This is a genomic window from Micrococcus luteus, from assembly GCF_014138885.1.
Lineage (GTDB): Bacteria > Actinomycetota > Actinomycetes > Actinomycetales > Micrococcaceae > Micrococcus > Micrococcus luteus.
Window position 1 is genome coordinate 477,799 of sequence record NZ_JACJIK010000001.1, and the last position, 17,121, is coordinate 494,919.

Here is a 17,121-nt window from a genome sequence, read left to right on the forward strand (position 1 = left end):
TGGTCTCCTGGAGAGGGTCGGGACGGTCCGGGCCGGGCTCAGCCCCGGACGCCGCCGCCGCCGGTCACGGACGCGGCACGGTCGGCGATGTGGTCGATGAAGCCGTACTCGAGGGCCTCCTGCGCGGTGAACCACTTGTCACGCGCGTTGTCCTCGAGGATGGTCTCCACGGACTGGCCGGTCTGCTCGGCGGTCAGCTCCGCCATCACCTGCTTCATGTGCAGGATCAGCTGGGCCTGGATGCGGATGTCCGACTCGGTGCCGCCGATGCCGCCGGAGGGCTGGTGCATCAGCACGCGGGCGTGGGGGGTGGCGTAGCGCTTGCCCTTGGTGCCGGAGGCGAGCAGGAACTGGCCCATGGACGCGGCGAGGCCGGTGGCCACCGTCACGACGTCGTTGGGGATGTACTGCATCGTGTCGTAGATCGCCATGCCCGCGGTGACGGAGCCGCCCGGGGAGTTGATGTACAGGTAGATGTCCTTCTCCGGGTCCTCGGCCGAGAGCAGGAGCAGCTGGGAGCAGATCGCGTTGGCGTTGTCGTCACGGACGTCCTCGCCCAGCCAGACGATGCGCGACTTCAGCAGCTGGGTGTAGAGGAAATCCTCGCGCTGCGCCGGGTCCACCGAACGCATGCTGGGGGTGATGTCGGTCATCACTTCCGCCTTCCTGTCGAGATGTGCACGGGCCTCCCGAACGGCGGCCGCTCGCGCGGACGGACGGGTCCCTGATCGAGTCCGACACTAGCCGGGCGTCCGGGCCAGCGCGCGGGACGCCGTCGGCGTTTCGCTGTTGGCGCAGGTTGTCGCGGACCCCGCCCGGGGCCGCCCACCGGGGCCCCGGGACGACGACGGCGCCCCCACCGGCGTGGGCGGGGGCGCCGTCGTCGTGGCTCGGCGGGGGTGCGTCCCCACCGGCCGGGATCAGGCCTGCTCGGCCGCCTCGGCGTCGTCGGCCTGCTCGGCCGGGGCCTTCTTGGCCGTCGACTTCTTCTTGGCCGGGGCCTTCTCGGCGGGCTTCTCCTCCGCCTCGTCGGCGCCCTCGGCCTCGGCGCCCTCGGCCTCAGCGTCGAGGGCCTCCTGGCCGCCCGGGGTCACGAACGCCGTCAGGTCCACGGCCTTGCCGTCGGTGTCGGTGACCTCGGCGTACTCGAGGACCTTGGCCAGGGCCTTGCGGCGGCGGACCTCGCCCATGATCATCGGGATCTGCCCGCCCTGGTCGAGCATCATGGCGAACTGGTTCGGGTCCATGCCGTACTCGGAGGAGGTGGCGATGATGTACTCGATCAGCTCACCCTGGTCGACCGTGACCTCCTCGGCCTCGGCGACCTCGTCCAGGATGACCTCGTTGGCGAACGCCTCGCGGGTGTTCTGCTCGAGCTCGGCACGGTGCTCGGCGGTGTCGTGGTCGTCGCCCGCGGTGTGGCCGCCGGCGGAGAAGTGCTGCTCGACCTGCTCGGCGATGACGCCGTCCGGCACCGGGACCTCGACGAGCTTGGCCAGCTCCTCGAGGACCTTGTCGCGGGCCTCGACGCCCTGGCGGTTCACGGCCTCCTCGGCGGCCTGCTTCTTCAGGTCCTCCTTGAGCTCGGCGATGGTGTCGAACTCGGAGGCCAGCTGGGCGAACTCGTCGTCGGCCTCGGGCAGCTCGCGCTCCTTGACGGCCGTCAGCTCCAGCTTGACCACGGCGGTCTCGCCGTCGTGCTCGCCGCCGTTGAGCGTGGTCTCGAAGGTGGCGTCCTCGCCGGCGGACAGGCCGTCGAGGGCCTCGTCGATGCCCTCGAGCATGGTGCCGGCGCCCACCTGGTAGGACAGGCCCTCGGCCTGGTCGACCTGCTCGCCGTCGACCGTGGCGGTCAGGTTCATCGTGACGAAGTCGTCCTGGGCGGCCGGGCGGTCCACATCCTTGAGGGAGCCGAAGCGCGAGCGCAGGGCGTCGAGGGCCTTCTGCTCGTCCTCCTCGGTGGCCTGGGCGGGCTCCACCGTCACCTTGAGGCCCTTGTAGTCGGGCAGCTCGATGGTCGGGCGCACGTCGAACTCGGCGGTGAAGGCCACCGGGCCCTCGGCGTTCTCCGCGTCCGGGGTGGCGGTCACGTCGACCTCGGGGCGGGAGATCGGCGTGACCTCGGCCTCGGCGATGGCGGCGGAGAACCAGGTGTTCAGGCCCTCGTTGACGGCCTGGTCCACGACGATCTCGCGGCCGAAGCGCTGCTCGATCAGGCGCGCCGGGATCTTGCCCTTGCGGAAGCCCGGGATCTGGACCTGGTTGGCGATGTCCTTGAACGCCTTGTCCAGGGCGGGCTTCACCTCCTCGAACGGCACCTCGACGGTCAGCTTGACGCGGGTCGGGCTGAGGTTCTCTGCGGTGGACTTGACCACGGATGACTCCTGTTGGTGGTGGTGGATGGTCTTGACGTCGAGTCGGGGTGACAGGATTTGAACCTGCGGCCTCACGCTCCCAAAGCGCGCGCTCTACCAAGCTGAGCTACACCCCGCCGTCGTCCCCGACGCCGGCGGGCTCACGCGGTGGAGGCTCGCCGGACACCCGAGGGACTGCCCGAGGGCAGACTGTGGAATCCTAGCGCGCCGTCTCGCGCCCCGCGAAAAGCCGCGACCGCCGGCCCGTGAAGCCGTCCATCGTGGCGTTGACCCCGAGGACGTCCATCGCGCGGTCGAAGACGGGCGCCGGCAGGGCGCGCAGGGGCGCGATCAGACCGACGGCGCGCGGCAGCAGCAGGCGGGTGCGGCCGGCCTCGACGGCGTCCAGCACCTCCTGCGCCACGTGGCGCGGATCCAGCACGGGCAGCAGCCAGGGCACCCGGCTGCGCACGCCCGCGAACATCCCGGTGTCGATGTAGAAGGGGCAGACGGCGAGGGAGGTGACGCGGCTGCCGTCCTTGCGCAGCTCCGCGGCGAGGGACTCGGCGAAGCCGACCGCGGCGTGCTTGGTGGCGGAATAGTCCGTCTGGCGCGCGACGCCGACCAACCCCGCGGCCGAGGCCACCGTGACCACGGCCCCGCGGTCCCGGGCCCGCATTCCGGGCAGGACCGCCCGGGTCAGCCAGTACGGCGCGAGTGCGTTCACCTCGAAGGTGCGGCGGATGCCCTCCTCCGTGGCGTCCTCGAGGCGCACGCCCGTCACGACGCCCGCGTTGTTCACGGCGACGTCCACCTCTCCGGCGCGGGCGGCGGCGGCCTCGACGGCGGCCGCGTCCGTCACGTCCACGCGCTCGGCCTGGGCGTCCGCGCCCTGAGACCGGATCTCGGCGGCGACGGCCTCAGCCCCCTGCAGGTCGAGGTCCCAGACGACGACGCGGCCCGCGCCGCGGCGGGCGGCCCCCAGGGCGATCAGTCGACCGATGCCGGACGCGCCGCCCGTCACGAGGACGGTGGCGCCGCGCAGGGACAGGGGACGACGGCCGGCGAGGGCGGACGCGGCCCTGCGGAGGGCGGGACGGGAGCCGTGCATCATGCCTCTTCCCCCACGGCCGACGCGGGCCCGCCGTGATACGGTGTCAGCCGCTGGTCCGCGCCGAGCGCGGCCCCGCGGGGATGTAGCTCAATGGTAGAGCCCCAGTCTTCCAAACTGGCTACGCGGGTTCGATTCCCGTCATCCCCTCCGGACCTCATGAGCCGGGTCATCGTGTGCACACGATGGCCCGGCTCATGGCTTTCTCGGGTGCGTCGTCGTCCGCGCCGGTGCCTTGACCGCTGTGCCCGGTCGGGCCTGCTACAGGCCCCTCAGCTCTGACAGGTGAGGCACCGGTAGAGCTTCCGGGCCGCCATCTCCTCCACCACGATCGTCTCGCGCCCGCACACGAGGCAGGCCAGGCCCTGCCGCTGGTACACGTAGTTCGCGTGCTCGGGCCAGGCCGATTCGGCAGGGATCCCCGGCCGGTGCTCGGGCCGCGTGGTGACGATCCGCCCGAGCCGCACGCCCTCCCGCATGAGCGCGGCGTTGTCCGCCCAGAGGAATGCCAGGTCCGACGCGGAGACCTCCCGGGCCGGCCGCCACGGGTCGATGCCGGCGCGGAACAGCGCCTCGGCCCGGAAGATGTTGCCGATCCCGCTGACGGCCGCCTGGTCCATCAGCACGACGCCGATCGGCCGCCGTGTCCGCCGGGCGAGGTCGTAGAACGGCGCGGGATCGTCGTCGCTCAGCGGATCCGGGCCCAGGCCGGCGACGACGTCGGCAGCCTCGGCCGGAGTGAGCGCGCGGCACCGGCTCGCGCCGATCAGGTCGGCCCAGCCGTGCTCGGCGCGCAGTCGCAGCCGGACCGTGGCGGCCGGCGGCGGGGGCTGGACCCAGCCGTCGGCGTCGCGAGCGGGCTCGGCGGCCGGGGCGCCGTCGTCGTGGACCTCCCGCTCGCCGATCCGGCGGGGTGCGCCGATCGAGGACGCGGCCGCGAAGTCCTGATCCCCGCCGAAGGTCCACGCCCCGTACATGCCCAGGTGGACGTGGAGCACGTGGCCGCCGGAGACGTCGGCGAAGAAGTGCTTGCCGTGGGCCCGGGCGCGCTTCAGGACCTGGCCGTCGAGCAGGGCGGCCCCCTCGGCGAAGCGGCCCTGCGGACTCGTGGCGCGGATCCGGCGGCCGCCGAAGACGTCGGTGAACTGGCGCGCGAGACGGTGGACGGAGTGGCCCTCAGGCACTCACATCAGCACCTCTCCGGTGGTCTCGTAGTGCGCGATCTTCCCGATGCGGCGCACGTGGCGCTCGTCCTGGGAGAACGGTTCGGCCAGGAACGCCTCGATGAGCTCGGTGGCCTCCTCGAGCGAGTGCTGTCGACCGCCGACGGCCACGACGTTCGCGTCGTTGTGCGCGCGGGCCAGCCGCGCCGTGTCCAGGTTCCAGGCCAGGGCGGCTCGGACGCCGGCCACCTTGTTGGCGGCGATCTGCTCGCCGTTGCCGGAGCCGCCCAGCACGATGCCGAGCGAGTCCAGTCCCTGCTCGCGGTCGGCGACGACGGCGCGGGCGGCGTTGATGCAGAAGCCCGGGTAGTCGTCCTGCGCGTCGTACTCGGTGGGTCCGTGGTCCACCATCTCGTAGCCAGCGGTGGTGAGGTGCTCCACCAGGTGGGCGGACAGCTCCATGCCGGCGTGGTCGGTGGCGATGTGGACGCGCATGCGCAGACTCCTCCAGAAGGACGACGGTCGGGTGGGGTCAGTCTACTGACGGCCCCACCCGACCCCCTGCCCCGGGGCGGGCCGGCTCAGATCAGCGCGACCGATCGCTCGGGCTCGCGCACCGGCATGGGCTCGGGCTCCCCACTCGCCGAGGAGAGGAAGCCCTCCCCGGTGAAGTGGCCGTTGCGGGCGCGGAAGTCGTAGGCGTAGTCGGGCCAGATCAGCGTCAACTTGCCCGAGCGGGGGTCGACGTACCAGGAGTGGCAGCCGCCGTCCACGAGCCACACCGAGGTGGCGGCCCGCTCCTGGAGACGGTCCACGTACTCCTCCTGGGCGAGTGTCTCGGGGACCATCGTCCTAATTCCCTCGTGCTCCACCCGGTCCAGGGCCTCCAAGATGTACGCGATCTGCGACTCGATGATGTAGACGATCGAGTTGTGCCCCAGCGAGGTGTTCGGCCCGTTGATGGCGAACAGATTCGGGAATCCCGCCACGGCCGTGGAGTCGAACGCCGCCATGCCGCTGCTCCAGTGATCGGCCAGGGAACGGCCCTCACCGTCGTGGACGCGCTCGGCGAACGGCGGCTGGGCCGCCTCGAAGCCGGTGCAGAGGACGACGACGTCGACCTCGTACCCGTGACCGCTCACGCCGAACAGCCGGCTCCCCTCGACGCGGTCCAGCGCGCTGTCCTCCAGGGTGACGTTGTCCCGGGCCATGGCCGGGTAGTAGTCGTTGGAGACGAGCACACGCTTGCAGCCCGGCAGGTACCGCGGCGTGAGGCGCTCGCGGAGCTCGGGGTCAGAGACCGCGGCGGCCAGGTGCCCGAGGGCCTGGGCCCGGACCTGGTCCAGTGCGGCCGGCACACCGCGGCGCTGGGCATAGTTCGACTCGGCGAACCAGAAGATGTCGTCGCGCTCGCGCTGCATGGTGTGCGGGGCGCGCTCGAACATGCGGCGCACGGCCGCGGAGTACGGCTTGACCACGCGCGGGGTGACCCACGCGGGGGTGCGCTGGAAGACGACGAGCTCGGCCGCCGTCGCCGCCAGCTCGGGGATGACCTGGATCGCGGAGGCGCCGGTGCCGACGACGGCGACACGCTTGCCCTTCAGGTCCACCGTGTGGTCCCAGCGGGCGGAATGGATGACCTCGCCCTCGAAGGCGTCGAGACCCGGGACGTCCGGCAGGCGGGGGTCGGCGAGGTGCCCGGTGCCCATGATGAGCCAGCGTCCCGTGTAGGTCCCGCGCGGCGTCCGCACCGTCCACCGCTCCGTCTCGGGGTCCCAGTGCGCTTCGAGCATGTCCGCCCCGAGACGCAGGTGCGGGGTGAGGCCCTCGTCCTCGGAGAAGCGCACGAGGTAGTCCTGGATCTCCGGACCCGGTGTGTAGAAGCCCGACCACTGCGGGTTCGGCGCGAAGGAGAAGCTGTAGAGGTGGCTCGGGACGTCGCACGCGGCACCCGGGTAGGTGTTGTCCCTCCAGGTCCCGCCGACCTGCTGGGCGCGGTCCAGGATGAGGAAGTCCTCGCGGCCGTGACGCCGCAGCTGGGCGCCCATGCCGAGGCCGGCGAATCCGGAGCCGATGATGAGGATCTCGGCGGACTCGTCGCGCGGTGCGGGGCGCACGTCGGTGGTGGTGGTCATGGCGGTGGTCATGGCTGGCCCCTCTCTCAGGCGTGGGTCTCGGGGATGATCGCGCCGGCCGGGTGGCGGTCGGGCTCGCGCAGGTACAGGTCGACGATCTGCATGAGTTCGGCCGGGCGCTCGAGGAAGAAGGCGTGGCCGCTCGTCATGGTCGTCAGCCGCGCGTCGTCGATGATGCCGAGCAGCTCGTACTGGTGATGGGGCGGGACCATGATGTCCTCGGCACAGGAGACGATCAGTGTCCGCGCGGTGACGGCGGAGAGACGGTCGGCGACGTCCACGCGGGCGTTCAGGTCCATCTGCCGGGCGGTGAACTCGTCCGCGGTCAGGGAGGCGAGCGCCCCGTCGAGCATGGCCGGGGTCAGGGAGCGCAGGGCCAGCGGGGACAGGCCGCAGAAGGCCGTGTAACGGGCCAGGGCATCAGGGCTCGTGGCGTACAGGTGCCGCCAGACCTCGTTGCGCAGGCGCTGGTGGACATCCGTCGTCGCCCAGCCGGCCACGAGCACGAGGTTCTCCACACGGCGACCGAGGTCGGCGGCCAGCTGCCCGGCCACGACGGCGCCGAGCGAGTAGCCCAGCAGGTCGAACGCGGCGTCGGGGCCGAGGAGCTCGTCGACGGCGGCCCGCACCTGGCCGACCAGCAGGTCGACGGTCAGGTCCGCGGCGGGGTCGGCCGGCGGTGCCCAGTCGACGGCGAAGACGCGCGTCCGCGTGGCCATCATGGGGAACAGGTGGCCGAAGTGCGAGGCGGTCGTCCCGCCCGTGCCGTGAACCAGCACGAGAGGCCGGTCGAGCTCCCCGGGTGTCACCGAGTCGTGGCAGGTGACGGAGGCACCGTCCACGCTGACGGTGCGCGTGACGGTCGATGCGGTCAGTGGCATGAGGCTCCTCCTGGAAACCGATATGTGGACTATGGGGCCCGACACCTGCGATGTGACGCGCCCTACATTTCCCAGCATGGCGTGTGCATTTCTCAGAATGCAAGCAGGCGCGTCAGTCATTTAGTCCATCAGATGGAACTGGCTCCGACGCCGGAGCTGCGGCACGATGGACCGGTGACCCCTATGACCCCGCCCACCGGCGTCCTGCCCCGTGCCGCCCTCGTGATGCGTCTGCTGCACGAGGCCGGACCCGCCGGCCTGCGGCTGAGCCAGCTCGTCCAGCGGACGGGTCTGCCCCAGCCCACCGCCCATCGGCTGCTGGCCGACCTGGCGGAGCAGGGTGCTGTGACCCGGCGCGGGGCCGCCTATGCACTCGGTGATCGGTGGGGCCCGGTCGGGTTCGAACCGGTGACGCCGCGGTGCCTGATCGAACGCGAGGCCAGCCGGGCCGTGGTCCAGGCCGCCGCGGACGAGCTGGGGGACACGGTCTACCTGGCGGCACGGGCTGCGGGCGGAGTGGCCTACCTCCTGCGATGCGACGGCGACTCCCCCGTGCGCGTCTTCACCGTGGAGGTCGGCGAGGTCAAGCGGCTTGCCGCCGGGTACGCCGGCATCGCGCTCCTGGCCGCCCTGCCGCCCGAGCGCCGGCGAGCGGAGGTGGACGCGGTCGTCGCCCGGCCTCCCCGCCGCTGGAACCTGACGGATGACGGGGCCCTGCACGACCTGCTGGACACCCTGCTGCGTCAGATGGACGAGCAGGGATGGTGCGGCGGTGTGCCGGTCGTGCCCGGGGTGGCCGGAGTCGCCTGTGGCGTCCCGGCGCGGACGGGAAGCATCCCCCAGGTGTCCCTCACGGCCTCGGCGGCCGAGCAGCGGATGCCACCGGCACGCGTGCCCGAGGTGGCTGAGGTGCTGCGTGCGGCGGCGACCCGACTGGCCGAGATCGGGGGCTGAGCACGCCGGCCGGCCCGCCCTTCCGCGGCCGTCCACGACGCCCGGGCCAGGTGGCACACTGGGGAGCACCGTGCCATGGCCCCCATCACAGGCGCCCGGCCGTGCCGCATCCACCCGACCCCAGGAGGAGTCCGACCGTGACCACCGCCGCCGCCATGAACATCACCCGCGAAGAGGCCGCCGCGCGCGCGGCCGCCCTCACCGTGGACGCGTACGAGGTGAGCCTGGACCTCACCCGCGGAGCGGAGCACTTCCGCACGGCCACCACCGTGACGTTCGCGGCCACGCAGGACGCGGTGGGCACCCACACGTGGATCGACTTCGTGGCGGAGCAGGCTCCCACGGTGACCCTCAACGGCGAGGCGCTGGACGTGGCGGACTTCGACGGCGCCCGACTGCGGATCGGCCCGCTGGCGGCGCAGAACACCCTCGTGGTCGACGGGCTCGGGGACTACAGCAACACCGGCGAGGGCCTGCACCGGTTCGTGGACCCCGTGGACCAGGAGGTCTACCTCTACACCCAGTTCGAGGTGCCGGACTCCCGCCGCATGTTCGCGGTGTTCGAGCAGCCCGACCTCAAGGCCGCGTTCCGCTTCACGGTGACCGCGCCGGCGCACTGGGCCGTGGTGTCCAACCAGCCGGAGGCCTCCCGCCGCACCCTCGGCGTCGTGGCGAACGAGGAGAACCCGCAGGGGGTGGACGCCGCGGTCTGGGAGTTCAAGCCCACCCCGCGCATCCCCTCCTACATCACCGCGCTCGTCGCCGGCCCGTACGCCTCCGTGCACTCGGAGCTGACCAGCGCCGACGGCCGCACGATCCCCCTCGGCGTCTACTGCCGCGCGTCGCTGGTGGAGCACCTGGATGCGGAGAACGTCTTCGAGCTCACCCGCCAGGGATTCGAGTTCTTCGAGGCCCAGTACGGCCACGCCTACCCGTTCGAGAAGTACGACCAGCTGTTCGTGCCCGAGTTCAACGCCGGCGCGATGGAGAACGCCGGTTGTGTGACCTTCCTCGAGTCGTACGTCTTCCGCGGGACCGTGCCGGAGGCGCTGATCGAGCGCCGCGCCATCACGATCCTCCACGAGCTCGCCCACATGTGGTTCGGCGACCTGGTCACCATGCGCTGGTGGAACGACCTGTGGCTCAACGAGTCGTTCGCCGAGTTCATGTCCACGCTCGCCGCCGCTGAGAACACGCAGTACACCGGCGCCTGGACCACCTTCTCCTCCATGGAGAAGAACTGGGCCTACCGCCAGGACCAGCTCTCCTCCACGCACCCCATCAAGGCCCGGATCCGCGACCTCGACGACGTGCTCGTCAACTTCGACGGCATCACCTACGCCAAGGGCGCCTCGGTGCTCCGCCAGCTCGTGGCCTGGGTGGGCCAGGAGAACTTCATGGTCGGCGTCCGCGCGTACATCGCCAAGCACGCGTGGCAGAACACGGAGCTGCCGGACCTCATGACCGAGCTCGAGGCCGCGTCCGGCCGCGACCTGTCCGAATGGACCCGCGTGTGGCTCGAGACCTCGGGCGTGAACACGCTGCGCACCGAGGTGGAGACGGATGAGGCCGGCACCATCACCGCGCTGCGTCTGCGCCAGAGCGCCCCGGACGGCTCACCGTCGGCGCCTGGCGACGACGTGCTCCGCCCCCACCGCCTGGCTGTGGGCTTCTACGACGTGGACGAGGCCACCGGCCGCCTGACCCGCACCGAGCGCTTCGAACTCGACGTGGCCGGGGAGGTGACCGAGGTCGCTGAGGCCGCCGGTCGCCGTCGTCCCGCCGTGATCCTGCCCAACGACGACGACCTGGCCTACGCCAAGCTGCGCCTCGACGACGCCTCGTGGGAGGCCGCGTCCACCCGTCTGAAGGATGTGGACGGCTCGCTGGCGCGCACGCTGCTGTGGGGGGCGGCCTGGGACACCGTGCGCGACGGCGAGGCCTCCGCCGCCTGGTTCGTCGACCTCGTCCTCGCCAACGTCGGCCACGAGCGGGACTCGTCCGTGGTGCAGACGCTGCTGCGCCAGCTCGCGACGGCGATCGGCCTGTACCTGCCCGAGGACCAGGCCGAGGCCGTGCGGGTCGCGGCGGCCGACCGTCTGTGGGGCCTCGTCGCGGAGGCCGAGGACGGCTCGGACAACCAGCTGCAGTTCGTCAAGGCGTTCGCCCTGCACGCGCGCACCACGGCGCAGCTGGACCGCCTGGCGGCCCTCGTGGACGGCACCCGCACCGTGCCCGGGCTGGACCTCACCACGGACCTGCGCTGGGAGCTGCTCACTGCGCTGGTGGCGGCCAGCCGTGCCGGGGAGGCCGAGATCGCCGAGGCCGAGCGCGCCGACGCGACCGCCACGGGCGCGCTCGCCGCGATCCAGGCCCGGGCCGCCGTGCCGACGGCCGAGGCCAAGCGCGCGGCCTGGGACCGAGTGATGGCCGGCGAGCTGTCCAACACGGAGCAGCGCCAGGCCCTGATCGGGTTCGCGCGGGTCCACGACGCCGCGCTGATCGCGCCCTTCGCGGACTCCTATTTCGAAGGCGTCGAGGCGATGTGGGACTCCCGTTCTCACGAGATGGCCGAGACCGCCGCGACGCTGGGCTACCCGACCGCCCAGGTCACCCGGGAGATCGCCGACCGCGCCACCGCCCTGTCCGAGCGGCTGGCCGGCACCCGCGCGGGGCTGTCCCGCGTCCTCGCCGAGGGCCGGGACGAGACCGTCCGCGCCCTGGCCGCGCGCGAGCACGCGACGGCGCACGTGCATCAGGTCCACGCCGGGGCCTGAGCCGGACGGCGGCGGCAGCCGCGGCTGACGCCTCTGCTGGCGCCTGCGGGGCGGTGCTGGTGGGCATTCCACGGAAGATGCCCTCCAGCACCGCCCCGGCCGCCGTCGAGGCGCGGGCTGGCTAGGCTGGAACCCATGAAGCACACCTTCTCCCTGCGCACCGAGTGGACGGGCGACCGCGGCTCGGGCACCTCCGGCGTCCGCGACTACGACCGCTCCGTGGTGATCCAGGACGCCGCCGTCGGCGAGATCCAGGCCTCGGCCGCCCGCCCCTTCCGCGGCGACGACTCGAAGTGGAACCCGGAGACCCTCCTGCTCGGCGCGCTCGCCGAGTGCCACGTGCTCTCGTACCTCCATGTCGCGGCGACCTCCGGGGTCGTGGTCACGGGGATGACGTGCGGGGTCGAGGGCGAGCTCGAGGTGGACGGCGACGGCGCCGGGCGGTTCATCGCGATCACGCTGCGGCCCGAGGTCACGCTGCAGGACGAGGCCGACCGGGAGCGGGCCGAGGCCCTCCACGCCGAGGCGCACCGGCTGTGCTTCATCGCGAACTCGCTCTCGGCCCCGGTCACCGTCGAGCCGGTCCGCCCCGAGGCCCTGCCCACCGGCACGCCGACGCTGCCGGACCACTCCGCGCGCCTGGGCGCCCCCCTGGCGGTGCTGCGGCCGCGCGTCGCCAAGGGCCCGTCCCGTGTGACGGGCCTGGCGGAGCGGCCCACCGAGGTCGAGCCGGTGATGCAGGAGGGCACGCCCGCCCCGGTGGAGCAGGTGCGCGCCCGCGACGCCGCGGCGGGCCCCGCCGGTGCGACCCCGGGGACCCCGGCCGCGCCCGGTCAGGCCACCAGCTTCTACGACGCCGTCGGCGGCCGCCCGACCTTCGACCGGCTGACCGCCGAGTTCTACGCCCGCGTGCGCGAAGACGAGATCCTCGCCCCGATGTATCCGCAGGACGACTTCGAGGGCGCCCAGCGCCGGCTGCTGATGTTCCTGGAGCAGTACTGGGGCGGACCGCGGACGTACTCCGAGGAGCGCGGCCACCCCCGCCTGCGCATGCGCCACGCCTCGTATCGGATCGACCCGGCCGCGCGCGACGCGTGGCTGCGGCACATGCGCGCCGCCGTGGACACGCTGGAGCTGTCACCGCTGCACGAGGCCGAACTCTGGGACTACCTGGAGCGGGCCGCCCACTCCCTGCAGAACTCGGCCTGACCGGCCCGCGGTCCGCGCCCCGACATGGGGCGCGGGCTCACACCGCCATGGCGGGGCGGCCCAGTACGAAGCCGCCGGGGGCGTCCAGGCGCGTCCATGGCCCCGCCGTGCTGAGCCGGGCGCGGCCGCCGGGCCGCAGGAAGCCCAGCGCGTGCGCGCCGAAGGCCATGCCGGCCGGGAACTGCAGAGCGTCGCCCCCGAGCAGGGGTCCCCACATCTGCGCCCGGATCTTGCGGACCAGCGCCTCCCCCGGGTTCTCGGGCAGGGCGTCCCGCACGGCGTCGGCGCCGCGCGTGGCCACTTCGGCCAGCTCCTCGTCGGCGACCTCGGCCACGGGCGTCCAGCCGCCGCGGGGCGGGGTCAGCGCGGTCCAGGTGACGTGCTCGCGGCCCGGCGGCACGGCGAACGCCAGGTCGACGGGGTCCTGGCCGCGCATCCGGGCGGTGCGCTCGGTGACGGAGCCCAGGGCGACGACGGCGTCCAGGTCCGCCACGCCGTCGGCGGTCGCCAGGGGCACGGTGCGCAGCCCCAGGACGACGGGCACCCCGTCTCCGAGCCCGGCCGGCTGCAGCACGGAGACCCACTGGGCGAGCATCGGGGTGCGGGAGCGCCCTGCCTCAGGCACGACGTGCAGGCGCATCCCCGTGTCGGCGACGCGACGGGCGCGGGTGGCCAGCTGCTCGAGGTCCCGCACAGCGCGGTCGTCGACGAAGCGGAGGACTGGTGCGGCGGCGGAGTGCTCGGTCATGCAAGCATTGTCCCAGGTCCGTCGCGTCCCGGGCCGCCCCGCCGTCGCGGGGTCCATCCACGTCGAAGGAGCCGTTCGTGCCGCAGCGCCATCCCCGTCCCCGCCCCAGTCGCGCACCGGGCCGTCCGGCCTCGGCCCCGAAGGACCCCACCGACGTGCTGCGCGGGATCCTGGAGCTGACGCCGGCCGCGCCGGACCCGGTGACGGGTCAGGTCCGCTTCACGGGCACGACTCCCCGGCAGACGCGCGGCCGGGTGTTCGGCGGCCAGGTGCTCGCCCAGTCGCTGGCGGCCGCCTCCCGCACGGTGCCGGGCGCCCGCCCCGCCCACTCGCTCCACGGCTACTTCATCCGCCCCGGGGACGCGCTGCAGCCCATCACGTTCACCGTCGAGACGCTGCGGGACGGCCGCTCCTTCTCCGTCCGCCGGGTGCTGGCCTCTCAGAACGAGAAGGCCATCCTCGCCCTGACCTGCTCCTTCCAGGAACCCGCCGGCAGCGCGCTGGACCACCAGGTGGCCATGCCCGAGGGCGTGCCCCGGCCCGAGGACCTGCCCACGACAGCGGACGTGCTGGGCGGCATCAACCACCCCGTGGCTCAGGAGTGGGCGTGGGCCCGGCCGTTCGACATCCGTCACGTCACCCCGGCCCTCTACGTGGACCCGGCCCCGGAGACCGAGAACCGCAACATGGTGTGGATGAAGACGTTCACGCCGCTGGCCGACGACCCCGCGCTGCACCGGGCGGCGCTCACCTACGCCTCGGACTACACGCTTCTCGAGCCGATCCTGCGGCAGCACGGCGTCGCCTGGATCCAGCCCGGCATGTCCGTGGCGTCCCTGGACCACGCGATGTGGTTCCACCGGCCCGCCCGCGTCGACCAGTGGCTGCTCTACGTCCAGGACTCCCCCAGCGCCCAGGGCGCGCGCGGCCTCGGCACGGGCGCCGTGTTCACCGAGGACGGGACGCTCGTGGCCACGGTCGCCCAGGAGGGCATGATCCGCCTGCCCGAGGGGGCCGCCGCCCGGCGGGCGCGCGTGCGTGGCGCGGCCCAGCGCATGGCCCTGCGGACGGTGCTGCGCCGCAGCTGGCGGCGCTGACCCGGCGGTTCCGCAGGGGGTGAGGCTGCCCATCGGGCCCTGCCACGGGTGAGGCGGCTCGCCGTCCGCGCCGCGGGCGCACCGTTCGTGGCGGTCGACGTGGACCCGGCCCCGGCACGACGACGGCCCGTCGCGATCACGTGATCGCGGCGGGCCGTCGTCGGCGCGGCGCCCGGGGGCGCGTCGGCTCAGTCGCGCGTGAGCTTGCGGTGCGTCATGCGGTGCGGGCGGGCGGCCTCGGGGCCGAGCCGATCGACCTTGTTGGCCTCGTAGGACTCGAAGTTGCCCTCGTACCAGTACCAGTTGGCCGGGTCCTCCGCGGTGCCCTCGTAGGCCAGCATGTGGGTGGCGACGCGGTCCAGGAACCAGCGGTCGTGGGAGACGACCACCGCGCAGCCCGGGAACTCGAGCAGCGCGTTCTCGAGGGAGGTCAGGGTCTCCACGTCGAGGTCGTTGGTGGGCTCATCGAGGAGCAGCAGGTTGCCGCCCTCCTTGAGGGTCAGGGCCAGGTTCAGGCGGTTGCGCTCACCGCCGGAGAGCACGCCGGCCTTCTTCTGCTGGTCCGGGCCCTTGAAGCCGAACGCGGACACGTAGGCGCGCGAGGGCATCTCGACGTTGCCGACCTTGATGTAGTCCAGGCCGTCCGAGACGACCTCCCACAGCGACTTCTCGGGGTCGATGTTGGAGCGGGACTGGTCCACGTACGAGATCTTCACGGTCTCGCCGATCTTCAGCTCGCCGCCGTCCAGGGGCTCGAGACCGACGATGGTCTTGAACAGGGTGGTCTTGCCGACGCCGTTCGGGCCGATCACGCCGACGATGCCGTTGCGGGGCAGGGAGAAGGACAGGCCGTCGATGAGGACGCGGTCCCCGAAGCCCTTCTTCAGGTCCTTGGCCTCGATCACGACGGTGCCCAGGCGCGGGCCCGGCGGGATCTGGATCTCCTCGAAGTCCAGCTTGCGGGTCTTCTCGGCCTCGGCCGCCATCTCCTCGTAGCGGGCCAGGCGGGCCTTGGACTTCGCCTGGCGGCCCTTCGTGTTGGAGCGGACCCAGTCGAGCTCATCGGCCAGGCGCTTGGCGAGCTTGGCGTCCTTCTTGCCCTGCACCTCGAGGCGGGCGCGCTTGGTCTCCAGGTAGGTGGAGTAGTTGCCCTCGTACGGGTAGAGGCGGCCGCGGTCGACCTCCGCGATCCACTCCGCGACGTGGTCGAGGAAGTACCGGTCGTGGGTGACGGCGATGACGGCGCCCGGGTAGGAGGCCAGGTGCTGCTCGAGCCACAGCACGGACTCGGCGTCCAGGTGGTTGGTGGGCTCGTCGAGCAGGAGGAGGTCCGGCTTCTCCAACAGCAGCTTGCACAGCGCGACGCGGCGCTTCTCGCCACCGGAGAGGTTTGTGACCGGCTCGTCCCCCGGGGGCGTGCGCAGGGCGTCCATCGCCTGCTCGAGCTGGGAGTCGATGTCCCACGCGTCCGCGGCGTCGATGGCGGACTGCAGTTCGCCCATCTCCTCCATGAGGGCGTCGAAGTCCGCGTCCGGGTTCGCCATCTCCTCGGAGATCTGGTTGTAGCGCTGGATCTTGCCGTAGATCTCGCCGACGCCCTCCTGGACGTTCTCGAGCACGGTCTTGGACTCGTCCAGCTTGGGCTCCTGCATCAGGATGCCCACCGAGTAGCCGGGAGAGAGCCGCGCCTCGCCGTTCGAGGGCTCGTCCAGCCCGGCCATGATCTTCAGGATCGTCGACTTGCCGGCGCCGTTGGGGCCGACCATGCCGATCTTCGCCCCGGGGTAGAACGACATGGTGACGTCGTCCAGGATCAGTTTGTCGCCCACCTTCTTGCGGGCCTTGACCATCGTGTAGATGAATTCCGCCATGCGGCCCAGGCTAGTCGGTGGCCGCGGGATTCCACTCATCGTGCCGATCCCGCGACCACCGAGCCCGCTCCCCCTCCGTGCCGCCCCGTGGTCAGGCGACGCCGGCCGCCGCCGGCTCGCGCTCGGGGGCGCCCGCGTCCGACTCGTCCGGGCCGGGCGAGGCCGGGGCGTCGCCACCCTGGAACCCGTCCGGCAGGCCCGCGCTGAACCCGTCGCCGACCGCGCCGGCCCGTCCGCCCGACGCGTCGTCGCGCGGGGCCGACTCGGGGCGCGGCACGGCCGCGCGCTGGCTGCGCTGGAACGCCGCCGAGCCGAAGCCCAGGTCCAGCCCGACGGCGTCCGCCACCACGTCCACGGACGTGCCGGAGCGATCGCCCGAGGACCAGTCGCGGACCCGGAGTCGACCGGTGACGATCACGGGGTTGCCCTTCTTCACGGACTGGGCGGTGTTCGAGCCGAGCTGGCCGAACGCCGAGATGCTGTACCAGTTGGTGTGGGCGTCCACCCACTCGGCGGTCTCGCGGTCGAAGCGCCGCTCGGTGGTGGCCAGGCGGAAGCCGGTCACGGCGGCCCCCGATGCGGTGTGGCGGGTGGCGGGGTCCGTGGCCACGAAGCCGCGCACGGTGATGAGGTCCTGCATGGTGTGCCTCCTGGGCTGGGCCCCGGTGGGCGCCGGGGCGGGTCGTCGGCGCATCGGCTGATCCGCCATGGCCAGACAACCCCACCGCGGGGCACCCCGGCAGGATCGGGGCCGGTCTGGGGACGCGCGGAGGTCCCCGGGCGACTGTGCAGGAGCCGACGGCGCCGCGGCCGGCGGCCGT

Annotated in this window: 14 protein-coding genes, 2 tRNA genes and 1 pseudogene; 6 read left to right on the forward strand and 11 right to left on the reverse strand. The window is 72.7% G+C overall.

The genetic code is table 11. From position 1 onward, the window contains the following. Positions 1 to 38: 38 nt before the first annotated feature. The 4 genes from HDA34_RS02085 to HDA34_RS02100 form a co-directional block, all read right to left on the reverse strand. Positions 39 to 653 (reverse strand): ClpP family protease, encoded by a 615-nt coding sequence (locus HDA34_RS02085; protein WP_169577765.1) that lies wholly within the window; start codon positions 651 to 653, stop codon positions 39 to 41. A 267-nt stretch (positions 654 to 920) separates the two neighbouring features. Further along, the gene (gene tig, locus HDA34_RS02090; protein WP_036316981.1) at positions 921 to 2,375 is read right to left on the reverse strand and encodes a trigger factor; all 1,455 of its coding nucleotides are present in this window, start codon (positions 2,373 to 2,375) and stop codon (positions 921 to 923) included. Positions 2,376 to 2,417: 42 nt separating this feature from the next. Beyond that, a tRNA-Pro gene (locus HDA34_RS02095) sits at positions 2,418 to 2,491 on the reverse strand. A gap of 83 nt (positions 2,492 to 2,574) precedes the next feature. Continuing rightward, positions 2,575 to 3,468 (reverse strand): SDR family oxidoreductase, encoded by an 894-nt coding sequence (locus HDA34_RS02100; RefSeq protein ID WP_036316872.1) that lies wholly within the window; start codon positions 3,466 to 3,468, stop codon positions 2,575 to 2,577. A gap of 76 nt (positions 3,469 to 3,544) precedes the next feature. On the opposite strand from HDA34_RS02100, the gene HDA34_RS02105 reads away from it, so the two are divergent. Continuing rightward, positions 3,545 to 3,615: transfer RNA gene (locus HDA34_RS02105), tRNA-Gly, on the forward strand. Positions 3,616 to 3,737: 122 nt separating this feature from the next. Here HDA34_RS02105 and HDA34_RS02110 read toward each other — a convergent pair. The 4 genes from HDA34_RS02110 to HDA34_RS02125 form a co-directional block, all read right to left on the reverse strand. After that, entirely contained in the window at positions 3,738 to 4,649 is a 912-nt protein-coding gene (locus HDA34_RS02110) for an Fpg/Nei family DNA glycosylase (RefSeq protein ID WP_041104798.1), read from the reverse strand. Next, a complete protein-coding gene (locus tag HDA34_RS02115; protein ID WP_060974239.1) occupies positions 4,650 to 5,123 on the reverse strand; it encodes a ribose-5-phosphate isomerase in 474 nt (157 codons plus the stop codon). It abuts the gene before it with no gap. 86 nt (positions 5,124 to 5,209) lie between these two features. Then, complete coding sequence (locus HDA34_RS02120; RefSeq protein WP_049146108.1) at positions 5,210 to 6,775, reverse strand: flavin-containing monooxygenase; 1,566 nt, start codon at positions 6,773 to 6,775, stop codon at positions 5,210 to 5,212. Between the two features lie 14 nt (positions 6,776 to 6,789). Next, positions 6,790 to 7,644 (reverse strand): alpha/beta fold hydrolase, encoded by an 855-nt coding sequence (locus tag HDA34_RS02125; RefSeq protein ID WP_060974240.1) that lies wholly within the window; start codon positions 7,642 to 7,644, stop codon positions 6,790 to 6,792. Between the two features lie 183 nt (positions 7,645 to 7,827). On the opposite strand from HDA34_RS02125, the gene HDA34_RS02130 reads away from it, so the two are divergent. The 4 genes and pseudogenes from HDA34_RS02130 (at position 7,828) to HDA34_RS11855 (ending at position 12,584) form a co-directional block, all read left to right on the forward strand. Further along, positions 7,828 to 8,598: an IclR family transcriptional regulator gene (locus HDA34_RS02130; RefSeq protein ID WP_060974241.1), complete on the forward strand. Its 771-nt coding sequence runs from the start codon at positions 7,828 to 7,830 to the stop codon at positions 8,596 to 8,598. Positions 8,599 to 8,753: 155 nt separating this feature from the next. Next, on the forward strand, positions 8,754 to 11,375 hold the full coding sequence (gene pepN / locus HDA34_RS02135; RefSeq protein WP_220482185.1) for an aminopeptidase N: 2,622 nt from the start codon (positions 8,754 to 8,756) through the stop codon (positions 11,373 to 11,375). A gap of 135 nt (positions 11,376 to 11,510) precedes the next feature. Continuing rightward, a pseudogene (locus tag HDA34_RS11850) lies at positions 11,511 to 11,942 on the forward strand (OsmC family protein); the annotation flags it as partial. 168 nt (positions 11,943 to 12,110) lie between these two features. Next, entirely contained in the window at positions 12,111 to 12,584 is a 474-nt protein-coding gene (locus HDA34_RS11855) for a globin (RefSeq protein ID WP_158184944.1), read from the forward strand. A gap of 37 nt (positions 12,585 to 12,621) precedes the next feature. Here the strand turns inward: HDA34_RS11855 and HDA34_RS02145 are convergent, their stop codons facing one another. Next, entirely contained in the window at positions 12,622 to 13,332 is a 711-nt protein-coding gene (locus tag HDA34_RS02145) for a DUF8185 domain-containing protein (RefSeq protein WP_044659098.1), read from the reverse strand. A gap of 77 nt (positions 13,333 to 13,409) precedes the next feature. Here HDA34_RS02145 and HDA34_RS02150 point away from each other — a divergent pair, with 77 nt between their 5' ends. After that, entirely contained in the window at positions 13,410 to 14,429 is a 1,020-nt protein-coding gene (locus HDA34_RS02150; RefSeq protein WP_036316850.1) for an acyl-CoA thioesterase, read from the forward strand. Positions 14,430 to 14,617: 188 nt separating this feature from the next. On the opposite strand, the gene ettA is transcribed toward HDA34_RS02150, so the two are convergent. Both ettA and HDA34_RS02160 read right to left on the reverse strand, forming a co-directional pair. Then, a complete protein-coding gene (gene ettA, locus HDA34_RS02155; protein ID WP_060974242.1) occupies positions 14,618 to 16,300 on the reverse strand; it encodes an energy-dependent translational throttle protein EttA in 1,683 nt (560 codons plus the stop codon). A gap of 91 nt (positions 16,301 to 16,391) precedes the next feature. Continuing rightward, the gene (locus tag HDA34_RS02160) at positions 16,392 to 16,940 is read right to left on the reverse strand and encodes a single-stranded DNA-binding protein (protein ID WP_036316845.1); all 549 of its coding nucleotides are present in this window, start codon (positions 16,938 to 16,940) and stop codon (positions 16,392 to 16,394) included. Positions 16,941 to 17,121: the final 181 nt, after the last annotated feature.